At 57.7% G+C, this 22,988-nt stretch carries 23 protein-coding genes; 14 read left to right on the top strand and 9 right to left on the bottom strand.

Translation table 11 applies throughout. The features are described from left to right. Positions 1-198 precede the first annotated feature (198 nt). Positions 199-636, top strand: a complete 438-nt coding sequence (locus ACOYNV_RS14410) for a YchJ family protein (protein ID WP_422900482.1) — start codon at positions 199-201, stop codon at positions 634-636. Continuing rightward, the gene (locus ACOYNV_RS14405) at positions 633-1,409 is read left to right on the top strand and encodes a tRNA pseudouridine(65) synthase TruC (RefSeq protein ID WP_422900481.1); all 777 of its coding nucleotides are present in this window, start codon (positions 633-635) and stop codon (positions 1,407-1,409) included. Before ACOYNV_RS14410 ends, ACOYNV_RS14405 begins: the two co-directional genes overlap by 4 nt. Before the next feature lie 139 nt (positions 1,410-1,548). Here ACOYNV_RS14405 and tilS read toward each other — a convergent pair whose 3' ends face one another. Next, positions 1,549-2,823: a tRNA lysidine(34) synthetase TilS gene (gene tilS, locus ACOYNV_RS14400; protein ID WP_422900480.1), complete on the bottom strand. Its 1,275-nt coding sequence runs from the start codon at positions 2,821-2,823 to the stop codon at positions 1,549-1,551. A 115-nt stretch (positions 2,824-2,938) separates the two neighbouring features. Then, positions 2,939-3,907: an acetyl-CoA carboxylase carboxyltransferase subunit alpha gene (locus ACOYNV_RS14395; protein WP_422900479.1), complete on the bottom strand. Its 969-nt coding sequence runs from the start codon at positions 3,905-3,907 to the stop codon at positions 2,939-2,941. A gap of 233 nt (positions 3,908-4,140) precedes the next feature. Between ACOYNV_RS14395 and ACOYNV_RS14390 the strand changes: the two genes are divergently transcribed. Beyond that, positions 4,141-6,177, top strand: coding sequence for a spermidine synthase (locus ACOYNV_RS14390; protein WP_422900478.1), 2,037 nt, complete (start codon positions 4,141-4,143; stop codon positions 6,175-6,177). A 348-nt stretch (positions 6,178-6,525) separates the two neighbouring features. On the opposite strand, the gene ACOYNV_RS14385 is transcribed toward ACOYNV_RS14390, so the two are convergent. Then, on the bottom strand, positions 6,526-7,143 hold the full coding sequence (locus ACOYNV_RS14385; protein ID WP_422900477.1) for a DNA-3-methyladenine glycosylase family protein: 618 nt from the start codon (positions 7,141-7,143) through the stop codon (positions 6,526-6,528). A gap of 61 nt (positions 7,144-7,204) precedes the next feature. Here ACOYNV_RS14385 and ACOYNV_RS14380 point away from each other — a divergent pair, with 61 nt between their 5' ends. The 3 genes from ACOYNV_RS14380 to ACOYNV_RS14370 all read left to right on the top strand — a co-directional run bounded on the left by ACOYNV_RS14380 (position 7,205) and on the right by ACOYNV_RS14370 (position 9,510). Beyond that, on the top strand, positions 7,205-7,783 hold the full coding sequence (locus ACOYNV_RS14380) for an AMP-binding enzyme (RefSeq protein WP_422900476.1): 579 nt from the start codon (positions 7,205-7,207) through the stop codon (positions 7,781-7,783). A gap of 234 nt (positions 7,784-8,017) precedes the next feature. Next, positions 8,018-8,275, top strand: a complete 258-nt coding sequence (locus ACOYNV_RS14375; RefSeq protein WP_422900475.1) for an RNA recognition motif domain-containing protein — start codon at positions 8,018-8,020, stop codon at positions 8,273-8,275. 50 nt (positions 8,276-8,325) lie between these two features. After that, entirely contained in the window at positions 8,326-9,510 is a 1,185-nt protein-coding gene (locus ACOYNV_RS14370; protein ID WP_422900474.1) for a hypothetical protein, read from the top strand. Between the two features lie 57 nt (positions 9,511-9,567). Here ACOYNV_RS14370 and ACOYNV_RS14365 read toward each other — a convergent pair whose 3' ends face one another. Then, positions 9,568-10,779 carry an ABC transporter permease gene (locus tag ACOYNV_RS14365; RefSeq protein ID WP_422900473.1) on the bottom strand — a complete coding sequence of 404 codons (1,212 nt, stop codon included), beginning with the start codon at positions 10,777-10,779 and terminating at the stop codon, positions 9,568-9,570. Between the two features lie 27 nt (positions 10,780-10,806). Next, positions 10,807-12,027, bottom strand: coding sequence for an ABC transporter permease (locus tag ACOYNV_RS14360; RefSeq protein ID WP_422900472.1), 1,221 nt, complete (start codon positions 12,025-12,027; stop codon positions 10,807-10,809). Positions 12,028-12,223: 196 nt separating this feature from the next. Here ACOYNV_RS14360 and ACOYNV_RS14355 point away from each other — a divergent pair, with 196 nt between their 5' ends. Continuing rightward, on the top strand, positions 12,224-13,900 hold the full coding sequence (locus tag ACOYNV_RS14355) for an FAD-binding oxidoreductase (protein ID WP_422900471.1): 1,677 nt from the start codon (positions 12,224-12,226) through the stop codon (positions 13,898-13,900). A gap of 90 nt (positions 13,901-13,990) precedes the next feature. Here the strand turns inward: ACOYNV_RS14355 and ACOYNV_RS14350 are convergent, their stop codons facing one another. Further along, complete coding sequence (locus ACOYNV_RS14350; RefSeq protein WP_422900470.1) at positions 13,991-15,079, bottom strand: EDSAP-1 family PEP-CTERM protein; 1,089 nt, start codon at positions 15,077-15,079, stop codon at positions 13,991-13,993. Positions 15,080-15,842: 763 nt separating this feature from the next. Here ACOYNV_RS14350 and ACOYNV_RS14345 point away from each other — a divergent pair. The 3 genes from ACOYNV_RS14345 to ACOYNV_RS14335 all read left to right on the top strand — a co-directional run bounded on the left by ACOYNV_RS14345 (position 15,843) and on the right by ACOYNV_RS14335 (position 17,672). Beyond that, positions 15,843-16,436: a PEP-CTERM sorting domain-containing protein gene (locus tag ACOYNV_RS14345; protein ID WP_422900469.1), complete on the top strand. Its 594-nt coding sequence runs from the start codon at positions 15,843-15,845 to the stop codon at positions 16,434-16,436. A 564-nt stretch (positions 16,437-17,000) separates the two neighbouring features. After that, positions 17,001-17,258 (top strand): FitA-like ribbon-helix-helix domain-containing protein, encoded by a 258-nt coding sequence (locus tag ACOYNV_RS14340; RefSeq protein ID WP_422900468.1) that lies wholly within the window; start codon positions 17,001-17,003, stop codon positions 17,256-17,258. A 3-nt stretch (positions 17,259-17,261) separates the two neighbouring features. Beyond that, positions 17,262-17,672, top strand: coding sequence for a type II toxin-antitoxin system VapC family toxin (locus tag ACOYNV_RS14335; protein ID WP_422900467.1), 411 nt, complete (start codon positions 17,262-17,264; stop codon positions 17,670-17,672). 19 nt (positions 17,673-17,691) lie between these two features. On the opposite strand, the gene ACOYNV_RS14330 is transcribed toward ACOYNV_RS14335, so the two are convergent. Together ACOYNV_RS14330 and ACOYNV_RS14325 are read right to left on the bottom strand one after the other, a co-directional pair. Then, positions 17,692-19,047, bottom strand: a complete 1,356-nt coding sequence (locus ACOYNV_RS14330) for a DUF1302 family protein (protein ID WP_422900466.1) — start codon at positions 19,045-19,047, stop codon at positions 17,692-17,694. Positions 19,048-19,358: 311 nt separating this feature from the next. After that, positions 19,359-20,117 (bottom strand): ABC transporter ATP-binding protein, encoded by a 759-nt coding sequence (locus ACOYNV_RS14325; RefSeq protein ID WP_422900465.1) that lies wholly within the window; start codon positions 20,115-20,117, stop codon positions 19,359-19,361. A 69-nt stretch (positions 20,118-20,186) separates the two neighbouring features. Here ACOYNV_RS14325 and ACOYNV_RS14320 point away from each other — a divergent pair, with 69 nt between their 5' ends. Further along, positions 20,187-21,173: an outer membrane lipoprotein-sorting protein gene (locus tag ACOYNV_RS14320; protein ID WP_422900464.1), complete on the top strand. Its 987-nt coding sequence runs from the start codon at positions 20,187-20,189 to the stop codon at positions 21,171-21,173. Here ACOYNV_RS14320 and ACOYNV_RS14315 read toward each other — a convergent pair. Beyond that, entirely contained in the window at positions 21,170-21,661 is a 492-nt protein-coding gene (locus ACOYNV_RS14315; RefSeq protein ID WP_422900463.1) for a low molecular weight protein-tyrosine-phosphatase, read from the bottom strand. The two genes, ACOYNV_RS14320 and ACOYNV_RS14315, sit on opposite strands and share 4 nt — an antisense overlap. On the opposite strand from ACOYNV_RS14315, the gene ACOYNV_RS14310 reads away from it, so the two are divergent. The 3 genes from ACOYNV_RS14310 to ACOYNV_RS14300 all read left to right on the top strand — a co-directional run bounded on the left by ACOYNV_RS14310 (position 21,662) and on the right by ACOYNV_RS14300 (position 22,950). Next, the gene (locus ACOYNV_RS14310) at positions 21,662-22,045 is read left to right on the top strand and encodes a hypothetical protein (protein ID WP_422900462.1); all 384 of its coding nucleotides are present in this window, start codon (positions 21,662-21,664) and stop codon (positions 22,043-22,045) included. 114 nt (positions 22,046-22,159) lie between these two features. Next, on the top strand, positions 22,160-22,447 hold the full coding sequence (locus ACOYNV_RS14305) for a DnaJ domain-containing protein (protein ID WP_422900461.1): 288 nt from the start codon (positions 22,160-22,162) through the stop codon (positions 22,445-22,447). Continuing rightward, positions 22,444-22,950 (top strand): hypothetical protein, encoded by a 507-nt coding sequence (locus ACOYNV_RS14300; protein ID WP_422900460.1) that lies wholly within the window; start codon positions 22,444-22,446, stop codon positions 22,948-22,950. Before ACOYNV_RS14305 ends, ACOYNV_RS14300 begins: the two co-directional genes overlap by 4 nt. Positions 22,951-22,988: the final 38 nt, after the last annotated feature.

Raw genomic sequence — 22,988 nt, 5'->3', positions numbered from 1 at the left:
GTTCCATCTGCTCTGCAAGCCGGCTTCCCGAGGTGCTATGCATTTTCTCGCTGGCTATCGGGGATTTGAATGGAGACTGGCGAAGAGGCGATGTCTGCAGGACAATGCAGATGAAAACATTCGTCATTCCGGGCTTGACCCGGAATCCAGGAGTGTGGCACTGGATTCCGGGTCAAGCCCGGAATGACGGGGTTCCGGATGAAAGACCTGCGGATAACCATGCCAGCGAAGAAATTCAACGATGCGCCCTGCCCTTGCGGCAACCCGCGAAGCTACGCCACTTGCTGCAGCCAGTACCACGCGGGGTGCGTTGCGCCGACAGCAGAAGACCTGATGCGCTCACGCTACAGCGCCTACGTTCTCTCGCTGGAGCCGTACCTATTGGCCACCTGGCACGCCAGCACCCGCCCGCAGTCGCTGGGACTTGACAGTGACGAACCGGCGAACCAGAAAACGCGCTGGCTCGGGCTCGAGATCAAACGCCACCAGCCGACCGGCACCGACAGCGCCATTGTCGAGTTTGTTGCGCGTTACAAAACGGCCGGCCGCGCCCACCGGATGCATGAGAGCAGCCGCTTCCTGCGTGAAAACGGGCGCTGGTATTACCTTGACGGCGAATTCAAGGACGCGCCGTGAAAGAAGAACTGCCCATCCTCTACTACGACGAGCATCTGATCGCCATCGACAAGCCGGCTGGCCTGCTGGTGCACCGCACCGTGCTGGACCGCCACGAAACGCGCTTTGCCGTGCAGTTGTTGCGCGACCAGATCGGTCAGCATGTTTATCCGGTACATCGTCTGGATCGCGGCACGTCGGGCGTGCTGCTGTTTGCCCTCAGCCGCGAGATCGGCCGCTCGCTCAGCGCGCAGTTCGAAGCGCAGCAGGTCGACAAGACCTACCTGGCCGTGGTTCGCGGCCACCCGGGTGAAGCGGGGCACATCGACCATCCACTCACCCGCCAGTTCGACGATTACGAATTTCGCCGGCCCGACAGCGTCGGCGAGGCCCAGAGCGCCGTCACCGACTACCGGCGCCTGGCCGTTACCGAGCTGCCGTACCGGGTCGATCTCTACCCGACCAGCCGTTATGCCCTGCTCGAACTGAAGCCGCAGACGGGTCGCCGGCACCAGTTGCGGCGGCACCTCAAACACCTTGCGCACCCGATCATCGGCGACGCCACCTACGGCAAGGGGCGACACAATCGCCTGTTTCAGCAACTGTTCAACTGCCATCGCCTGCTGCTGGCCTGCCTCGAAATGCAGATCACGCATCCGCTCAGCGGCCTGCCGCTCACGCTTTCCGCTCCGCTGGCGCTGGACTTCGAATCAGTTTTGAATGGGCTGGGCTGGAAGGAACCTAGAAAGGCAGTTGACCACAGCGAACACGGCGAACACAACGGAAAACAATGACTTGTAATGTTTTCATGATTCACCCTTTGGGTGAGCCATAAAATCCTGAACTACTGAGGTTTTCGCTGTGCCCGCCGTGTCGCCGTGGTTTGAACTGCGGTTTTTTGGATGAAGCGGTCTACCGGGAAGACGCCGAGCACTAGCCCGGCTCCCAGACGGGCACTATCCCGGCCTCACCCGGAGAGCAGGCGAAAGCTGTGTCGACGCCAAGGCCGCCGACCCAGGCCAATCGTTCGCCGCACCATAGAAACGGCAGCCGCTTACGCTCCCACGGCGGCACTGCGGCTTCCTGCAGCAATTTGCGCAGACTTCGGCGCGGGCGCCTGGCCTCGGGCTGCAAACGTTCGCCTCCGCGCCGGAATCTGACAGAGACCTCGCCAGCATCGAGCAAACTACGACGGATGCCCGAACCCGTCGTCGGCACCAACAGAACCCGCCCGCCGGCCCAGGGCAACTCAAGTTCACCGGCCCAGCGCAAAGGCGCGTCGGACACGCCAGGATAATGCCCGACGATATGCAACTCGCCGCGATAGACGTGCAGTTCGCCGTCGGACGTCGACAGGCAGGTTTCCGACTGAGCGCTGGCGGTGGCCAGTTGGCGCAATGCCTCATCGATCCAGCGCGTATCGGGCGCTCGAAATCCAGCCGCGAGCCATTCAAAGCGCAACAGGTTGCGCGCGCGCGCTGGCATGAGTGCATTGAAAGCGACCAGGCCGATGCGGCCGACCGGCGTCGCCACGGCGGCACGATCGATGGCGGCCAGATCGTCGAGCAGCGAAGCGCCCTCGGCAAAGTGGCTGGCCGCCCGTGCCAGCGCTTTTTGCGCGCCGGAGAATTTCTCCTCCAGTCGCGGCATCACCTCATGGCGCAGAAAGTTGCGGCGATGGTGCACATCGTCATTGCTCTCGTCGTCAATCCAGCGCAGCGCCTGCTCGGTGGCATAGCGCTCGATCACCGCACGCGGCACACCGAGCAACGGCCGGACAAGGATTGGGCCCTGCGTCTGCGGGCGTTCGGCCAGCATGCCGGCCGCCCCGGCAACCCCCGCGCCGCGCAGCAGATTGAGCAGCACCGTTTCCGCCTGGTCGTCGCGATGATGCGCCAGCGCCAGCCAGTCCGCAGTGCATTTGTCAAAGATGGCATGGCGCATGCGGCGCGCTGCACCCTCCAGCCCCTCGCCGCTGTCACGCGGCACATCGACGCGAACAATCTCCAGCGGCACCTCACAACTCCGGCAAAACTCCGTACAGAAGCCAGCCCACGCATCAGCGTTCGGACTGATCCCGTGATGAACATGTACAGCGGAAAGCGTTATGGGGAGGCCAGCCGACGATACCAGGCGGCTCAGCGCATGCAACAGCACGACCGAGTCACGGCCACCGGAAAGCGCGATGCACAGGCGCTTGGTTGACACCGCAGTTGACACTGCTGTTGACACTGCTGTTGACACCACTCCTGGTGCCATTCGCGTCGCAAGAAATGCTGAAAGAGTGGTGGAAAGCAGGCTCGCCGCGCCCGCCGGCAAACGGTCAGTGGAGCGGCTGTTCTTTGGTGCGGCCATAGGCCATCAGACGTGCAAAGCGGGCGGCCAGCAGTTCGCTGGTTGACAAGCCGCTGAGTTGCTTCAAGGAGTCCTGCAACGCTTTCTTGAGGTTCAGCCCCATCGCCGCGTGATCGCGATGCGCACCACCCAGCGGTTCATTGACGATCTTGTCGATCATGCCAAGTGTTTTCAGACGGGTAGCGGTAATACCCATGATTTCGGCCGCTTCGCTGGCCTTCTCGGCGCTCTTCCAGAGAATCGTCGCACAGCCTTCCGGCGAAATCACGGCATAGGTCGAGTATTGCAGCATCTGCAGAACGTCACCGACACCGATGGCCAGCGCACCGCCGGAGCCGCCTTCGCCGATGACGGTGACGATGATCGGCACTTTCAGTTCGGCCATCACATAAAGATTGCGCCCGATGGCCTCGGACTGGCCGCGCTCTTCGGCGTCGATGCCGGGATAGGCTCCCGGCGTATCGATGAAGGTCAGCACCGGAATGCCGAACTTCTCGGCCAGACGCATCAGGCGCAAGGCTTTGCGATAGCCTTCCGGACGTGGCATCCCGAAGTTGCGATAAAGTTTTTCTTTGGTGTCGCTGCCCTTCTGGTGACCGATAACCATCACCGACTGGCCGTTGAAACGTGCCAGACCACCGACAATGGCGTGATCGTCGGCAAAGGCGCGATCGCCGTGCAGTTCTTCAAAATCGGTAAAAATGAGATTGAGGTAATCGAGCGTAAAGGGGCGCTGCGGATGACGCGCGACCTGCGAGATTTGCCATGGGGAAAGCTTGGCGTAAATCTCCTTGGTCAGTATCTGACTCTTCTTTTCGAGACGGACAATCTCGTCGGAAATGTCGACGGCCGAATCGTCCTGCGCGAAACGCAGGGTTTCAATCTTGCTTTCGAGGTCAGCAATCTGCTGTTCAAAGTCGAGGAAACTGATTTTCATCAAGGTCTGGCCGGTTCTGAAACGGCGCCATTCTACCGCAAAGCCGGGCAGGCGGTTTATTCGTGCCTTTCGGGCCTGGTCAAAATCCGGCTACCTAGAACGGGGTATTGCGTTTATAATTTTTCGCATTCCTGCTAACAGATGGCAGACAGCACAAGAGGCCACACCTTCGCGTGTGGCTTTTTTTGATCTGCCATCTGGAATCCGCGATTGATAATTTGCCGAGACGGTACATGAAAATAGATCTGCGCCTCACCTTTCATTACGGACTGACGATTTTTCTCAGCGCCTTCCTGCTCTTCCAGGTGCAACCCTTGATCGGCAAGATGATCCTGCCCTGGTTTGGCGGCTCGGCATCGGTGTGGACGACCTGCATGCTGTTCTTCCAGATGGTCTTGCTGCTCGGTTATTTCTACTCGCACTGGGTGGTCCGCTTTCTCACCCCTTACCGCCAGAGCCTGCTGCACGGCAGCCTGCTACTGGTCTGCATCCTGCTGATGCCGATTGCCGCCAGCGCCGACTGGAAACCGACCGGCGCCGAAAACCCGACCCTGCGCATTCTCGGACTGCTGACGGTGTCCATCGGCCTGCCCTACTTTGTCCTGTCAACGACCGGCCCGCTGCTGCAAGCCTGGTTCGCGCGCGAACGTTCGGGCCTGGTTCCGTATCGCCTGTTCGCCTTGTCGAACTTTGGCTCGATGCTGGCGCTGCTGGCTTATCCGGTAGCCGTCGAACCGGTATTCCCGACGCGCTGGCAGTCCTATCTGTGGTCCGGCCTGTTCGTCTGCTTTGTCGTCTCCTGCGCGCTGCTTGCCTGGCGTGGGCGTAACGGAAAGCCGATCGTCCTTCAGCACCACCAGGAAGGCCCGGCACCGCGCTGGACGGACAAGGTACTCTGGGCAGCGCTGGCGGCCTGCCCGTCGATTCTGATGGTCGCCGACACCAGTTACCTGACGGCGAATATCGCGCCGATTCCGATGATCTGGGTGGCGCCGCTCGCGCTCTACCTGCTCTCGTTCATCATGAGCTTCGAGCGGCGCGGCTGGTATCAGCGCAAAATATTTCTCCCGCTCCTGGTGGTCGGGCTGGGGGCGCTCGCTTATCTGCCAACACTGGGGATGAGTGCGCTTCCCGTCTTTCTCGCGATGGCCATCAATCTGTCGGCGTTCTTTGTCGCCTGCATGGTTTGTCACGGCGAACTCGCCCGCTTGCAGCCGCATCCCAGCCACCTGACCGGCTATTACCTGATGCTCGCTGTTGGTGGCGCCGCCGGCGGGTTCTTTGTTGGCGTCATCGCGCCCTACTGGTTCAACAGCAACTATGAACTGTCCATCGGCATTGTGCTCACCGGAATTGTCGCCGCCATCGCCGTCATTCCCAGCGCCAATTTTTCTCGCCCCGCCTGGCGCCGTGTGAGCATTGCGTCGACCATCGTTCTGCTGCTGGCGCTGTCGTGGATCCGCATCGTCGATCATCACGACGAAACCAGCGGTGCCGAGGTAACGCAGCGCAATTTCTACGGCACCCTGCAGGTCTTCGTTGATACCAAGGACGACTACCGCAGCATGCTGCACGGACAGATTGTGCATGGCCGCCAGCACATCTCGGCGCAGAAGCTTGACCTTCCGACCACCTATTACAGCGCCGACGGCGGCGCCGGAAAAGCCATGCAGATCAAGGCGGCGGGCGGCCCGCTACGGGTCGGGGTGATCGGCCTTGGCGTCGGCACGCTGGTCAGCTACGGGCGCAAGAATGACTACTTCCGGCTCTATGAAATCGACCCGCTGGTAATCGACATCGCGCACAAGAATTTCAGCTACCTTGCGCGTACCGCCGCCACCACCGAAATTATCCTCGGCGATGCCCGCCTACAGTTGGAGAATGAACCCGCACAGCAGTTCGACGTCCTCGTCGTCGATGCCTTTTCCGGGGATTCAGTGCCCGTTCACTTGCTGACGCGCGAGGCTTTCGCCCAGTATTTCAGGCACTTGAAGCCTGATGGCGTGCTGGCCGTGCACATCACCAACCGCTTCCTGGATCTGCAACCGGTGGTCAAAACCGCGGCCGACCATTTCGGCAAGGACGTTCGTCTGGTCGATTTTGAAGGAGATCGCGACCGACTGGTATTCCGTTCGCGCTGGGCGCTGATCAGCGGCGACCCATCCTTTTTCAAGCAACCCCAGCTTTCCAGGGCGACATCGATTTCCGTACGCAGCGATTTCAAACCCTGGAAAGACGACTACAGCAGCATCTTCTCGATTTTGATGTAAGGCACGAGAGCCTGTGACAAAATCAAAAATCCATGGCCCGAGGCCAGGCTACGCGCCCGCAGAGGCGCAAAGGTGACCGAAGGAAATGCAGAGCCGCAAAGGTTTCGCAGAGAAAACCTTTATGGAATGGGGTTACTCTGCGTTTTCTCTGCGCCTTTGCGCCTCTGCGGTGGGTGTTCAGGTATTTTTCACAGCCTCTGAGCAGTGCCCGGCAAGGCCCGTCGATAGGCGATCCGCAAAGGCATTCCCGGCAAGCCGCATGCCTATTGGCTCTCTTGGCACGTTCTTGAAGATGCCCGTATTCATTGCCTTGCAGGCCGGTTTTTCAGCGTTCTGCAATAAACCGGATCAGTATTCGACGGGTACCGGATCGAGGCTGCGCCAGAGATACCAGGTGGCCACCGAGCGCCACGGCCGCCAGCGCTCGCCGTGCCCTGCCAGCGCCCCCCTGGGCGGACGCTGACCCTGAAAATAGTGCAGCGCAACGGCCTTTTGCAGGCCGATGTCGTCGAGCGGAAAAACATCGGGGCGCAACTGGTTGAAGATCAGGAACATCTCGGCCGTCCACACGCCGATGCCGCGCACCGCCGTCAGTTCGGCAATGATCTGCGCATCGCTCATGGTCGTCCAGCGGTCGAGGTGAATCTGCCCGGTGTTGAAGTGTCGTGCCAGGTCGCCAAGATATTCGACCTTGCGTGCGGAAAGGCCACAGCCGCGCAAGGTACCGGGTTCGCTGGCCAGCACTGCAGTTGGAGCCATCACCGGCAACGCCGCTGACAGGCGTAGCCACACGCTGTCGGCGGCCTTCACCGAGATCTGCTGGCCAATGATCGAACGTACCAGCGTCGCGAAGGGGTCGCCACGGGAAACCAGCGACGCGCCGGAATAGCGTTCAACGAAGCCGGCCATCACCGGATCGATCCGCGCCAATTCGCAGGAAGCCTGTTGCCAGTAGTCTGGAGTCATGGCTTTATTGTAAATTCATCCGCCGCACCCGCGCCAATAGTTGTTTTCAACGGCGGAAATATTGGGTACGCCATGGAACGGTACCGTCGGCCTGCCTGTCTCCTCTACCGAAGTTTCGATCCGCGACGATGGTTTCAATGCCTTGCCGCTGTGGAACGGCGAAGGCGATATCGCCAGATGCACCGGCGAAATATGTGTCCGTGGGCCACAAGTGATGCGCGGCTACTGGAACAACGCCGAAGAAAGCGCGAAAGTCATTCAGGACGGCTGGTTCAAGACCGGAGACATCGGAAACATGGATGTCAAAGGTTACATCACCATCACCGACCGCAAGAAGGACATGATTCTGGTGTCGGGTTTCAACGTCTACCCGAACGAGATCGAAAGCGTCGTGATGATGCATCCCGGAGTCGCCGAATGCGCGGCAATCGGCATGCCCGATGCAAGGTCAGGCGAGTCGGTAAAACTGGTCGTCGTGAAAAAAGACCCGAGCCTGAGCAAAGAGGATGTGATCGATTTCTGCAAGACGCAACTCACCGGCTACAAACGACCGCAGGATATTGACTTCCGCGACAATTTGCCAAAAACCCCGGTGGGGAAAATCCTGAGGCGCGAGTTGCGCGACGAGTTAAATAAATAAATATCGATTACCGTAAGGCTACAAATGAAATGTAAAAAACGATCAACCCATTGCATTGAGACGCTTTCAGCAATTTTTGGGGAACAAAGCGCGTTTGAGCCAGTCGATTGTTAGCGCCTCGGGCGAGAATGTGGGCGAATGTTCTACTTAAGATAAACTTTATCTTGTGTGCCAAGGCAAATGATTCAGGCGGTGGGAGAAGTCGATCTTAGGCAGAATACAAAGGAATTGGATATGACAACCATTTTCATCAGCAGCCTTCCCTTTCGAGCAGACGAAGGGTTTATCCGGAATTTATTCAGCCCCTTTGGCCGGGTTGTGTCGGTTGATCTGCATGCTGACTGGGTCAACCCTACCCATGAGCCTTATGCCTATGTCGATTTGGACGCAGCAGACCCCAACTTGGCGGTTGATGCACTGGATGGCCAAAAATTCGGCCAGAACCACATCCGTGTGCATGAGCGGGTGATTCTGCCCACCCGTTCGGTCTAGGCCCCCTGACTTCGCTCCCAGCCCACAAATCGTCTTTCTGGAGTAACTCCATGGCTAAAGATATCGACCAGCAAATCCTCACTGATCTGCGCCAGTTTGATTTTGTGGCACAGAACGTCTGGCCCTATGTGCGCTGCCTGTTCAAAGGTTCAATAGCCGCGCGTTGCAGCCAATGCGTCATTTCCTCACGCGTGCCCTACATCACGCTGACCGACGGCGTTTGCAACCTGTGCCACGAACATAACAAGTTGCGCGCCAATGACGATGAAACTCTCTGGCAGAAAAAGTACGTCGAGCATCAGCGCAAGGAACTGGACGACCTGCTGAAAAGCCATCAGGGCAAGGGTCGCGACCGTTATGACGCATTGGTTCTCTTCAGCGGCGGCAAGGACAGCGTTTACATGCTGTCGCGTCTGCGCAAGGAACACCCCGGCCTGCGCATTCTGCTGATAACGTGGGACAACGGCTTCTATTCCGTGCTGTCGCTGGAACGTTGCAAGGAACTGGCTGCCAAACTGGACCTCGACCATATCGTCTACAAGCCGCGTTCGTCGGTGTACAAGACGCTTTACCGCTATACGCTAAAGAATGTCGAGATGAAGGGCAGCTATCAGACGGTCGACCGGCTGGATGGTACGCTGAATCAGATGCTGGGCTTTTATTTCGCCTATGACATGAATATTCCCTTGGTCCTGGCGGGTGTTGATTTCGCGCAGGAACTGATCATGCAGTTCCATTCCTACTACGTGATGCCATTCGAGGACATGTGTTCGCGCATCCTGACCGACCGTATGGAGCGCCGGTCGGGCTTCAAGATTGCCGACATCTTCACTGAGGAAGACCAGAAACTGTTCTGGGACGGCACCGGCAAGGATCCTGATCGTATTCCGCAATACGTGCTGCCCTTCGTCGCCTGGCGCCCCGACAAGGCGGCCATTCTGGGCGAACTGGAGCGTGAAAGCCTGATGCCGGAACGTGATTCCTCGCCCATCCTGACCAACAATCAGGTGCTGTCGATCATGACCGCCATCGACATCAAGACGATCGGCTATTGCAGCTTCGAACCGGAATTTGCCGAGATGATCCGGTACCGCGAAAACGATCCGGTCTATTGGCGCAATGCCTTTGAGATGGCCGAGTTCGGTGCTCGCAACAAGGTTTTCCTGCAACGCACGGTTTCGAAAGTGCTGGGCAAGCTTGGCCTGACCTATCAGGACGTGGGACTCGAAAGCTAGAGTCCGGACATCGACTCAGCGCATCGGGAGCAAACATGACAGGGTTGGCCAGCCTCGTCAGACGTTCTGGCGCAGCGCATCGACGACCGGGATACGAGTCACGCGTCGCGCCGGGAACACCGCAGCGGTGACGGTGGCGAGAAAACCTACGGCGAAAGCGAGCATCAGTTCTTTCGGCACAACCCGAATCTGCGCCATGTAGCCGACCTCACTGCTTGGCGGAGGCGGCATGGGAATACCGATGGCCGAGATCACCAAGGCCAGCGCAACGCCGATCAGCACGCCCGCAGCGCTGCCGAACACCCCGATCAGAACGTTCTCCATGATCACGAGCCGGAATACGTCTCTCCGGCGATTGCCCAGCGCCATCATGGTCCCGAATTCCCCCACGCGCTCAAAAGCGCTCATATTGACGCTGTTGGCGACGCCGAGGAAAACCATGATGAGGACGATCAAGCGCAGCACGCCGAACTGCCGATCGTAGAGCGTGACGGTCTTGTCGTAAAAATCGGTCATCTCGTTCCATTTTTTGACTTCGAACTTCGCCGGGTCAAGTTGCCCCGCGAGCAGTTCGGCGACCCGCGCCGTGTCTAGGGTGTCCCTGAGCGACACGACCAACGTATTGACGCCTTTAGCATTCAAAAGCTCCTGGGCGGCGGCCAGCGGAACACGCACCGTACGCGCGTCGTAATCCCGGGAAAAGCTCCTGAATGTCCCGACGACGTCGAACTCGAGCGTGTTCAACGCCCCCCCCGAAGTGCTGACCAGAACGGTGACCCGATCCCCAACGCCGATCTTGAACGCGTCAGCCAGACCCTTTCCGACCATGATGCTGTAGCGGTCCTGATCGTTGAGCGAGCGGCCGGATTCGATGCGGATAAACGTTCCCAGCTTGTTTTCCCGGTTCGGCTCGATTCCCTCGCCAACGATCGAACGGTCCGTACGACCAGTATTGAGCAGTCCCGAAAAGCTGACCCGCGCCATGACGTCAGACACCTCGGGCAGGGCGACGATCTTCTGTCTCAGCGGATCGGCATCGTCGATCATGAATCTGTCCGGCGCCCGCGCCCCCTTCTCGAAGAAGCCCTGCGCGTTGATCTGGATGTGGCCGAACTGCGAGTGAATAACCGCCTCGCGCAACTGTATGAACATGCCCTCGATGAAGCCGCCTGAAAGGACGAGGCTGATGACGCCGAAGAAGATGGCGCCGAACGTCATCCCGCTGCGCAGCTTGTGGCCAAAAAGGTTACGCAGTGCGAACTGGAACATGGGTCTGCCTCGATCTGCGAGTAGCGCTCAACGGTTGAACCGCAATGAGTCGACGATGACCATCCCCGAAGCCTTCCGTGCCGGAATGATGCTGGCGATGAGCGTCGATCCCACCGCCAGAAGGAATGCTTCGAAGGCGAGCCCGCTCGTGACCATGACCTCGCCCATGAATCCCCAGGACTGCCCTGGCGGCGGCGGCATGGGGATTCCGATGCTGGAGATGACCCAAGCCAGCAGTGTTCCCAATGCCAGGCCCAGGAGCCCGCCGATCGTACCAAGCATGGCGCCCTCCACGAGGATCATGCGCAGGATGCTGCGACGCGTCAGTCCGAGCGCCATCGCGGTGCCAATCTCCCCCGTCCGCTCCATGACACTCATCATCATCGTATTGAAAATGCTCAACACGATGATCACGGCGATAATGACTCTCATGACGCCCGCTTGTTTGGCGAGGAGGGACACCGCCTTGACGTGGAAATCGGCGAGTTCGATCCATTCGGTGAATACCAGGTCCTCCTTCGCAAAGCGCTCGCGCAGGTTTCTCAGCGTTGAACCGGCCTGATCGGTATCATTCAGCAACAATGCCCAGACGTGGGCGCCATCGACTTTCAACAGCCTCTGGGCGGTGCTCAGCGGCACCCTCAGAGCGACGTCGTCGTAAGCTTTCGACATCGTCGCAAAAAGACCCCGCACCCGACACTCAACCGCATTGATGCCACCTTTTGCCGTGTTCGCCACGAGGACTACCGTATCTCCGACGTCGACGCCGATGTTGGCGGCGAGGCCGAGGCCCAGGATGATTCCTTTCGGGTCATCGGTCGACAGGTTGGAACCTATCGGGATCCTCAGCGAACTGCTCAGAACGAGTTCCTGGTCCGGCTCGACGCCCTCGGCAATGAAGGAGACTGTCTCGTCGCCCTTGCTCACCAAGCCGCTGAACGACAGGCGTCTGCCGAGAGCACGAAACTCGGGGAGTTTTTCGATGGCGTCCTGTACGGGGGAACGCTTCGGCAGGAGGTAGCCGAACGGGTCAGCCATCCCCTCTTTGAAATACCCCTTCCGGGTCACCTGAATGTGGCCGAACTGGGAGGTGATTGTGGTCTCCCGATGCTTGAAGATGATCCAGTCGATAAAACCGTTGGCGATGATCAGCGCGGCTACGCCGAAAGCGATGGCGGCGAGCGCGAACGCCGAGCGTCGTCGCTGTCGCGCGATGTTGCGAGCCGCCAGGAAAACGTCGGTCAGCAATTGATAACAGGTCCGGCAAGGGCAGCTTTCGCTGGCAAACGCAGTTGGGTGGGCATCGGTGCGCTCCGGTTTGCGATGGCAGATTATTACATACCGCTGGGCCCAAATGCGAGATTGACGCCGCTTGACGGGGGCATTTACACTCTTCCGAAGACCGCTGGGTCTTCCATCCTTTCATCGATTGAGGAAACGCAACTTGGCTAACGACAATGCGAGTCCGCTGGTCAGTGCATTCGATCCACGCAGCGACCTACCCACTGCGCTCGGTGAGTGGCGTGCACTGCTTGGCGATGTCAACGTACGTACCGACGATCAGGCACTCGAACATTATGCCCGCAGCACCTCGTCGTCGAGCCGGCGTCCAGCGGCGATCCTGAAACCGGGCACGCGGGACGAGGTCGTGCAACTCGTGAAAATTGCGCGCCGCTGCAGAACCCCGCTGTATCCGATCAGTGCCGGCCAGAACTGGGGCTACGGCGATGCCTGTGCGGTGTACGACGGCCAGGTCATCGTCGACCTCGGGCGGATGAACCGGATCGCGCACGTCGACACCGAGTTGGGCTATGCGGTCATCGAGCCCGGAGTGACCCAGGGACAACTGTCCCGGCACCTTGCCGAGCATGGCATGCCGTACTGGGTCGACTGTACCGGCGCAGGGCCGAATTCAAGTCTCATCGGCAACATCCTCGAGCGCGGATTCGGACACAGTCCCTACGGCAACCGCTTCCAGACGTTCTCGGGAATGGAAGTCGTTCTCGGAACAGGCGAGGTTCTGCATACCGGATTCGGCCACTTCCCGGGAGCGAAGACCACCCACCTGTATCCGTACGGGATCGGTCCCTACCTCGACGGAATCTTCACCCAGTCGAACTTCGGGATCGTCACCCGGATCGGACTGTGGCTGCAGCCGATCCCCGAGTCCTTCTGCCCGTACATCGTGCTCTTCGACGCGGACCAGGACCTCCTAGAGGCCATTCCCCAGTTGCAGAAACTCAGGCTGAACCGGATTCTGCAGAGCGTGCCGCACATCGGCAATGATCTCCGGGCATTGGCCTCCGACGCACCGTTTCCGCGCGAGCAACTGCCCGGGCACGCGCGCCTGACACCGGAAGTCAGGGCGGCGTTACGTAAAGGCGCGGGAATCGGCGCCTGGTCGATGTCGGGGGCTTTCTACGGCACCTCGCGCCAGGTCGGACTGCACAAGGCGCTGCTCAAGAAGGCCCTGGCGAGGGTTAACGCCAAGGTGATCTTCCTGCCCCGCCACATCCTGGCCGCCGGACGGCTGTTCGTACGCCTGTTCGGCCATCTGGCGCCCTTCCGGGGCTTCGAGAAAAAGATCCGGATTGGCTCGGCGCTGGCCGACATGCACAGCGGCAAACCGACCGGGGCGTTCCTGCGCGGTTGCTATTGGCGCCACCGGCAAGGCGTACCGGCCGATTTTTCCGATGACACCGATCTGGCGCGGGAGCGGATCGGCCTCATGTGGATGGCGCCGATCATCCCGTTCCGGCGTGAAGATCTCGCCCTGCTCAACAAGGAAATGGATGCGCTATTCGCGCGCTTCGACTTCGACTGCCACGTCACGGTCAACATGATCAACGAGCGCGCGCTGGCCGCTGTATATACGATCGATTACGACGCCGAGGACGAAGCGGAGACACAGAGGGGAATCGCGTGTTACGAGGCCGGGGTACGCAGGCTGTTCGAACTCGGCTACCCGCTTTACCGGGCATCCGTCCGCGGGATGGGGTTGCTGGCATCGGAGATCGACGAGAGCTTTGGCGGCGCAGTCGAGCGCCTGAAGGCGGCGCTCGACCCGGATGCGATCATTGCACCGGGGCGCTACGACGGACGCAGGTCGCCGCGCGACTAAAGCGACAGCGCCGGGCAAGCAGTACGAAAGAAAACGGCCTCCCGGAGGAGGCCGATTTGATCATCGTGCGCGATCGGCGGCTGAAGTCGCTTATACCTTCATGAAGCGGCGGCGAATGCCTGCCAAGCCCAACATACCGATACCAAGCAGGGCAAGCGAACCGGGCTCAGGAATCGCCGACGCACTGACGAACGTAGAGTGACCGATGGTGAAGCGGTAAGTGCCGGGATCAAAGGCTGCCCGAACGCCGAAATCACCCGTCGCATTTATGAAGTTATCAGTCTTGTCCAATGTGCCCTGTGGACTTTGCAAGTTGAACGCGTCTGCAAGTTCGGCGCATAAATTGGCTGCTGCGCATGGATTGAAAATACCTCCGGGGGCACCGTTCGGCGCCCAATTTAGTATCTGAACGAAGCTCTGGCCTGGGCCAGGATCGAAGTCCTTATCCACTGTCAGGCTCCATAATACGGTTGACTTGGCCTCAATGCCCGGCTGGGCCAGCGCCCACCGTTGGAACATATCAGCGGAGAACAGGACGTCAAAGACATTTGCCTGATTGATCAGTAAGTCGAATCTCGTAGTTAGATTTTGCGCAGTGCTGGCGGTACCCGAAGCAGTCCCGTTGATGTTAACTTGGGCTTGGGTCTTGGCTTGGGTTGTGTTGCCAGGGCCGCCAAGGTCAAGTCCGTTACCAGAGTGGTTTGACGATGCCCCTGCAAAAGTTCCCGCACCGATGGTATTGGTGGCGTATGAGGTATAGGGAACGTAGTTAGCCGCGTTAGGACCGGCATTGACCGTTTGACTAATAGTGGCTGTGTAAGGGGGGGCTATCGGGTTGATAGTTACGGCTGGAATCGCTGATACTGATGAATTGATGCCGGCAGTCGGAATCTGGGAAGTTACGCTGACATCGAGGCCCGTAAAATTACCCAGGCCGGCTTGAGTGGTCACAGCGGCACCGCCAAAATTTGCGTTGCCGGCAACCGCAGCTCCCGTGCCAGCATTGGGAGTAGCGATCAATATTCGGAAATTTGATACGTCAAGTTGAGCTTCCGCATACGCAGCGGTCGCTATGAACGGAATTCCGACAACGGGAACAATGGCTGCATGAGCCGTAGCTCCGTAGCTCATAAGAACCACGCTGCCCACGGCGGCAGCGATTTTAGTAAGTTTGCGCATTTTGAATCCTTTGTATCAAGAGTTTCAGTTTATCGGATGGTCAAGATAATGTTGTCGCGAAGACCTTTCCGGTCCAAGCGCCCGGTCGTTTCAACCCTGGGCATCCCTGAACAAACTAGAGCAACATGTGTGCCATATCCGTACTTTTTCGTGTTTTTCTTTATTGCTCAATAGCTTAGAAAATCTGCGCAAAAAGCTGCTGACGCGCGGTGTAAAAAAATCCGACACATGACGGTGAAAAAAGGGGGGGCACGTATAAAATAAAAATAAAAATAAAAGTGGTCAGACCCAAATGGCACTACCTTTCGTACTTTTTCGTGTTTTTCTTTATTGCTCAATAGCTTAGAAAATCTGCGCAAAAAAAGCTGCTGACGCGCGGTGTAAAAAAATCCGACACATGACGGTGAAAAATAATAAAAAGGGTCAAAGGGGTCTGACCCCTATTGACACCGCAATGAAGAAAATCCACCGGCACTTTCAAGTCGCCGAATTCATGGCAGTTTCACGGCGCCGCGCACACGCGCAACAAGACACGCTGCGCAACGGTCACGATGCGCCGAAATGACCGGTCACGATCGCCGAAATACGCACCAACAGGCTCGCAACAGTCGGAAAATTTTACACACACAGAGTGAGTCCGAAGCGGGTGTGCACGTAAGTCATTGTAAAACATACAAAACAATTTTTTGGCACATCATTTGCTTATATTTTTTGGCCGCTCTGACCGGAGCGGCCAACCACTCATCCACCCGAGGAATATCTAATGAAACTCTCTCAAAAACTTGTTGCGGTGGCCGTTGCAGCGGCTGCCACTGCCTTCGCCGGTTCGGCGTCGGCGATTCCGATCGTCGCCACGTTTAACGTTGTCGGGCTGGGCACATTCACTGCTGATACCGGCGACGTGACGACTGCCAACACGATTACCGACGGCACCCCTAATTCTGTCGCGGCCATCGTCGGAAACAACATCGGACTGGTATCCGGCCAGTCAGTCAGTCTCACCAACATCATAGGTGTCAATCTCGGTAGCGTGTTTACAAAGGAGTTCTCTACGCCCGAGGGTACGTTCTTAGAGACAATGGCCGTGACCTTACGGACCCCGGGCCCTACCTCTCTGGGGATTCTGGCCCAAGGCAATATCGTACAGACAGTTCAACTTGGTGCAACGGTATTTGACCCTACGGCGATCTTCTGGTCCGCCGCCTACACCCAGAACGCTGGTCCGGGCGCCCAGATCAACGCCTCGTTCAACAATTCGACGGTGCCACCCACCCAAGTTCCTGAGCCCGCGACTCTGGCTCTGGTGGGCCTCGCGATCACCGGCCTGGGACTGACTCGCCGCCGCCGCTCCGTCTGAACCTCAGAATTCGACCAACACGAGCCGTGAGTCCGGCTTAGCCAAGACACAATTGTTTGAGCTGTTAATTGGGCGCCCTCTGAAAGGAGGGCGCCTTTTTGTTTTCCGCACTGCGTCGGAAAAAAATAATAGGGGTCAGACCACGGTTTCAGTTGTAATCAAAAAAAGGGGTCAGACCCCATTGACACTTTGTGACACTTTGCAGTTGGTAAATAAAAAGGGGTCAGACCCTATTGACAGAGGTCGACGAACCCGCCTGGCTCTTGATCCGCACCGCTACCCAGCAGGGTGTTCTGGTTGGGGATAGCCGCTTTGGTGAAGTGGTTGCACAACGCCTGGGACACGCTATGGCACCTCGACCTCGCGGGCGTCCGCGCAACACAAACGTTCCTCAACTTTTGATCCAGCCCGAATAACTCTGAAGTCCTGTGAGTAACGTGTAGGTACTGAAAACGTTGTGGCAGTTCAAATATCGGTGTTTTTGCGTGCAGGCGCCCTCCCTTCTGTTTCCTCATCATCGAGTGCTATCATAGGTGCATTCAAATTACGTTTATAGGTGCAATCATGGCAAGCATGAGTATTCGTGGCCTTGACGATCAGGCACTGATCCGGCTTAAAATGCAGGCCGCGCAAGAGGGCAACAGTCTTAACAGCTTGGTATTGCACCTGTTGGAAGGCACCGGCGCGGTTATTCAACCCGGCGGTTTGCAAAAGTTTGACGATCTGGATGCTTTGGCGGGTACTTGGAGCGACGAAGAGGCGCAAGCCTTTGAGCGCTCCACGGCGGCGTTTGCCGAGGTTGACGCGGCGCTTTGGAAATAAGCCATGCGCCCCATCGCGCTGGATACCAATGCTTATTCTGCCTTCAAGCGCGGTGACGAGGCAATCGTCACTGTGCTCCAATATGCACCCCGTATTATTGTGAGCACAACTGTTCTTGGGGAGTTGCTGGGTGGTTTCGCCGTCGGTCAGCGGGAGAGTGCCAATCGCAGCGAATTGACGAAATTTCTTAACGTACCGCGCGTCAAGGTGGTTCCCGGCACGGCGGCCACTGCCGATCTTTATGCACTGGTTTATGCCGCATTGCGACGCAAAGGCCAGCCCATTCCTACCAATGATCTGTGGATTGCCGCCAGTTGCCTGGAACATGGTGCCGCGTTATTGACACTGGACGGGCATTTTAAAAACATTGACGGCCTGCGTGCAGGATCGCAGTTGGAGATGTTTATTCCGTGATGCCTGCGGAAAATCAGGTTCAGAAGCTATACCGCACCTCCGAATACACCCGATCCTTCCCGTCGAAACGACCAAAAAATCCCAGCGGCGGGCCTTTGAAGACATCGACCCCGGCGGCCAGGAGCCAGTTTTTCTCGAAATTCCAGGCCACCCTGGGGCGCAACAGCCAGTCGGTCCGGTTGAGACTGGATATCCACGTGACTTGCGCCTCAAGTTTATCGCTCAGCTTGTGGTTGACCAGCAGGCTGTATCCGTTCTCCTGCTTGTCTGAAATCAGATTCGGGTCGTAGTTGAAAAAAGCACGCTGAAAAACCTGCACATTGAGGCGCGTTTCAGCCGGCAAGGTGAAATCAAGGCCCAGCGCCCAATCCAGCGTGTTTTGCGGCACCACACCATCCGTATCGCCAGGGCTTGAAACATAGAACTGGCGACCCCGCGTATAGACCCCCTCGCCTTTCAGCACGACCGATCCGAAATCCTTGGCCAGCGTGCCGCCGAACTGGTTGATTCGGTCGTGTCTGGCCTGGTAGATGGCGGTCGGTTGCGGCGCGGCCACGGACTGGCGGTAGAAGGTCGGCTCGATGTCCATGCTGCTGTAAGCAAAACCGGAAATATCCCAGCCGTTTTTAAGCGTCGAAAGGCGCAAGCCATAGTTGGTATTGGATAGATTTCGCGACGGAAAGACTTCATCCTGAAACTGGGTGGCGACGCCGGGAATGGCCGGCGGATCAAAGGGAAAGAACTCGGCCCCGGGCTTGCCGATCCGGTTGTAGCTGGCGACCGGAATCCAGAGCAGTTCGGCGTGAAAGTCGTCCTTGAAATATTCGGCCCGTGCCGTCCACTGAGGAATCCGGATAAGGTCAAATCCGGGAAGAATGAACTCGCGCATCTCTCTGGCCGAAACGACATCGGCAAAGAAGAGGCCGACCATTTCGCCCCAGACGACATTTTGCTTACCCAGACGGAAATCCCAGTCGCCGGCGCCGATATCGAGGTAGTTTTCCAGCAGGTAAAGATTTAAACGCTGATCCTTGGCCACCGCGCTCGGGTAAAAATCAGTGACGCTATAGACGGCGTCGAAGTCCAGGCGGGCGCCAAGCTTCCACTTGATTCCATCGCCCAGATTCCCCTGCGAACTGACATTGGCACGCGTCATCATCTGCGACCAATGCACCGGCGCCTGATAGTCGCGAGCGACATTGAACTGCACAAAACCCTTGATGCCACTGGCCGATGAATACGCGTCCGATGAATACGCGTTCTTTTCCGACTTCTCGCCAGACTTGAGGAGTGCGTCATCGTCATCATCGAAGAGTGCGTCCCGGCTGCCCGCCTTGGCTTCATCGGCAGCGTTTGCGGCCAGGAGATAGGGCACAAATGACGGTCGCCCCGTGTTCGTTTCCGTGAAAGTCGCGCCAGCGGCTCTCGAATCTCCCCTCGCCCTCTGGGAGAGGGGTCGGGGGAGAGGGAAGCGGGCAGGGCTTTCATTATTTGGTGCGCCTGACAAAGCCATGCCCGTTCGGGAAAAATCGAGGCCAGATTGTTGATCAAGCGTTCTAGATGCCCCCTCTGCAGACTCAGCCCAGGCCGAAACCACCCCCAGAGCGAGAGCGAAGCAGGCGAGCGGCTTGAAAATGGCGCCCTGGATTGATTTATTCTTGCCGTACATTCTTGCCCTTTCAGCCGCTAGCCGGTCTGGATCTGTTCGGGAACCACATCGGTCGAGCGACGATTCCGGGCCAGCGACCAGGTGGCTTCAGAGCGCACGCCAAGCGTTGAAATTTCTCCATCATTCACCCGCACCAGACGGTCGGCCTTGGCGATCACCCGCTTGTCGTGCGTTGAAAAAATGAAGGTGGTTTTGAAGCTGCGGTTGATCTGTTTCATCAGATTGAGAATTTCCTCACCGGTTACATGATCGAGGTTGGCGGTCGGCTCGTCGGCCAGCACTATGGCGGGACGAATGGCCAGCGCCCGTGCGATCGCCACGCGCTGGCGCTGGCCGCCGCTCAACTGATTCGGACGGTGATGGGAAAATTTCGACAAGCCGACGATATCGAGGAAGTAGGCAACGCGTTTTTGCCGCTCGTCGCTCGAAACATCACGACGGTGCAACAAGGGATATTCAACGTTTTCGGCGGCCGATAACACCGGCAGCAGGTTGAACGTCTGGAAGATGAAACCGATGGTCCGGCCTCTCAGGTCAGCCAGTTGATCCGGCGTCCTGCCGCTCACATCCTGATCGTTGATGTATATCTTGCCGCTGGTCGGCGTATCAATGCAGCCGATGAGGTTGAGCAGGGTTGTTTTGCCGCTGCCGGAGGGCCCGGCAATGGCCAGAAACACCCCGGGATCGATCGACAGGGTAATGTCCTTCAGGGCTTGGACTTTCTGATCGCCGAGCAGATAATCCTTATACACGTGCTCAATGCGCACAACGCTCATCGGTAGGACTCTCTGCCGACCTTGCCTGCGGCCAGCACAATGTAGGTGAAATACGCCAAGGAGGAAATCATGACTATCCGGATTCCAGGTGTCAAGACTGCAGTAACGGGCATGGATTTGTCAGGCACCCCAATTAATGAAAGCCATGCCCGTCTCCCTCCCTTGCAGGGCGCATTCCGGCTTGGCAACCGGAATCGCTCGATGGGCGCGGAGCATGCTCCGCGAAATCCCCATCTCGCCCCCCGACCCCTCTCCCAGAGGGAGAGGGGAGATTTGAGAGTCGCTGGTGCGACTTTCACGGTAATGCTCATGTTTCTTGTGCTTTCGTTGTCCATTTCGCCATGCCAGGCAGAAGACACTACGCCGCCAGCACAAGTTCAAGATGCCGAGGCCCGCGCTATTGTCGAGAAAGCCGACCTGGTCCGGTTTCCGGCGGAGGGCTTTCAGGTTGATGTCGGGATCACCAGCACCCAGTCCGGTGAAACGCTGGAGTCGCGCAAGTACCGGGTGCTCTCCAAAGGCAACAGCAATACGGTGGTCATGGTCACCGAACCGGCCTCCGAGCGCGGCCAGATCATGCTCATGAAAGGGCGGGATTTATGGGTTTTCATGCCCGACGTATCGCAGCCGATCCGCATCGCCCTGTCGCAGCGCCTGACCGGCCAGGTTGCCAACGGCGACCTGGCGCGCGCCAATTTTGCCGCAGACTACAACCCGACACTCCTGCGTAGCGAAAAAATCGGCAACGACAACTACCACGTTCTAGAACTGATTGCCGTTGACCGCAGCGTCACTTACCAGCGCGTGGTTTATTGGGTTCGGCAAAAGGATAACTGGCCCTTCAAGGCCGAGTTTTACTCGCTCTCCAACCGCTTGCTCAAATCGTGCAAGTACGAAAACTACCAGACCATGGAGGGCAGGCCGCGACCAACCCGCCTGGTCATGGAGGATGCGCTGAAGAGCGGAGAACAGTCGGTGCTTGAATATAAAAACATGAAATTGCGCGATCTGCCGGACAAGGTATTTACCAAGGATTACCTGAAAAAGCTTGATTAACGATCACTGGTGCTTTCAAGGCTGGACTTGGCGATCGCTGCTATCAATCCCCTGCCCGCCTGTTCGCACAGATCGAGCACTTTTTCAAAGCCTTCAACGCCGCCGTAATAGGGATCAGGAACTTCATCCAGCGCAAGGCCATCGGCGTAGTCGAGAAACAAGCCAAGCTTGGGGTGATACTCCGCTGGACACGACCGATGGAGGAATGCCAGATTTTGCCGATCCATGACCAGAATGTGATCAAAACGGCTGAAGTCCTGTTCCCGTACGCTTCGCGCGCGCAAACCGGTCAAATCATAGCCTCGACTGGCAGCAACCTTCCTGGCGCGCTGATCCGGCAGTTCTCCCTCGTGGTAACCGTGCGTTCCCGCTGAATCCAATTCTAGGATTGAAGTCAGTCCCGCACGTTCCGCCAGAACCCGCGACACGCCCTCGGCCATCGGCGACCGACAGATATTGCCCATGCAGACAAAAAGGATTCGTTTCATTTGCTTATTGAATACAATGCATTACGTTGCAATTTTGGCGAGTTTTCAGGCAAACCGGGGAAATTCCCGGGATGGTCTATTCGTCTGCTTGGTGAGATGAGCATCGGGAGAAATTTTTCATCGCGATCAAGTGTCGGAAAATTTTACAATAGACGCGACTCGTTAGGCCTTTATTTCCTTCCTCTTTTTTCGGCCAGCGGTAGCGGCAAGATCGTAGTGAAAACTTCGGTTTCTGTATTTGCCATGACTTTCCCCCTGCAGTCGGTTCAACTCGATGACATGGTGGCGAAAGAGAGGGCCATGAGCAATTCCCCTTATCAATATGAATGTTGTTTCGGTTACTATCGTAACCCCGTGAAAATCCGGTTTGCACCTTGCCACTGAAAACATCGAACAGGCCGGCTGGCAAGGGCCTTCATGGGAAAACTGGAAAAGGGTGCTGCAGCAAACTGTTGATGCACTGATTTTGACCAGAAAGTAGAAGGACGAGAGCCAATAATGACTTTAATGCAGGATCACTATTCGAGGCTGGGCGTTTCGTCCACTGCAACACCGGAGTTGATCAAGGCTGCTTATCGGAAAAAGGCCACCCAGTACCATCCGGACAAGAATCCTTCCCAGGATGCGGCTACGCGCTTCAGGGAAGTCCAGGAAGCGTATGAAGTCCTTTCCGACGCCGAGCGTCGCAAGGCTTTCGACGACTACCGGCAACGCAGCCTTATCGAAGACCCCATGCCTGTCGCACGGGAGATTTCGGCAAAATACATCCAGGGAATCATCCATTGAAAAAATCTCGTTATTTTTCGGACCTGCTCAGAAACTACAATGACGAGGTCGATGACCTGGTGACGGATTCTGGAGGCAAGTCGGTGCTGCAAAAGCGCTTGAACGATAAGCGCCGCGAGATTGACGCCATCCTGCCGATGATCGGATTCAGTCCTGAAATGGTGTCGGTCGTTTTCTATGGCGCCTTTGGCTTCACCTCTCCTGAGATCATGCAACGAATTGTCCTGAGCGAACCCGGACGCTCGGGTTTCCTGGCATGGAGTACGCTGAAAAAACAACTGGCCGTGACCGATTGGGCGCTGCCGCTGGTCGCAGCGTCGCTGAAAACACAAGGTGGCGATGCCTTTCTGGTGGCCACCGCCGCCCTGGAATTCCTGCGCTTGAATGATTCGTCGGATGCTCCGGCACTTGAACAACTGGAGGAGAAAGAGCGGGGCGAGGATGGTGATGAAGGCGACGAAGGTGATGGAACCAATGATTTGAGCGAAGCTCAGACTTCCTGATCCAGTCCGTATTTATTCAGTATTTATAGGAAATTAGT

The organism is Propionivibrio sp., from assembly GCF_049316945.1.
Lineage (GTDB): Bacteria > Pseudomonadota > Gammaproteobacteria > Burkholderiales > Rhodocyclaceae > Propionivibrio.
The sequence above is the reverse complement of the archived record's forward strand: the minus strand, read 5'-3'. Positions and strand labels throughout refer to the sequence as shown.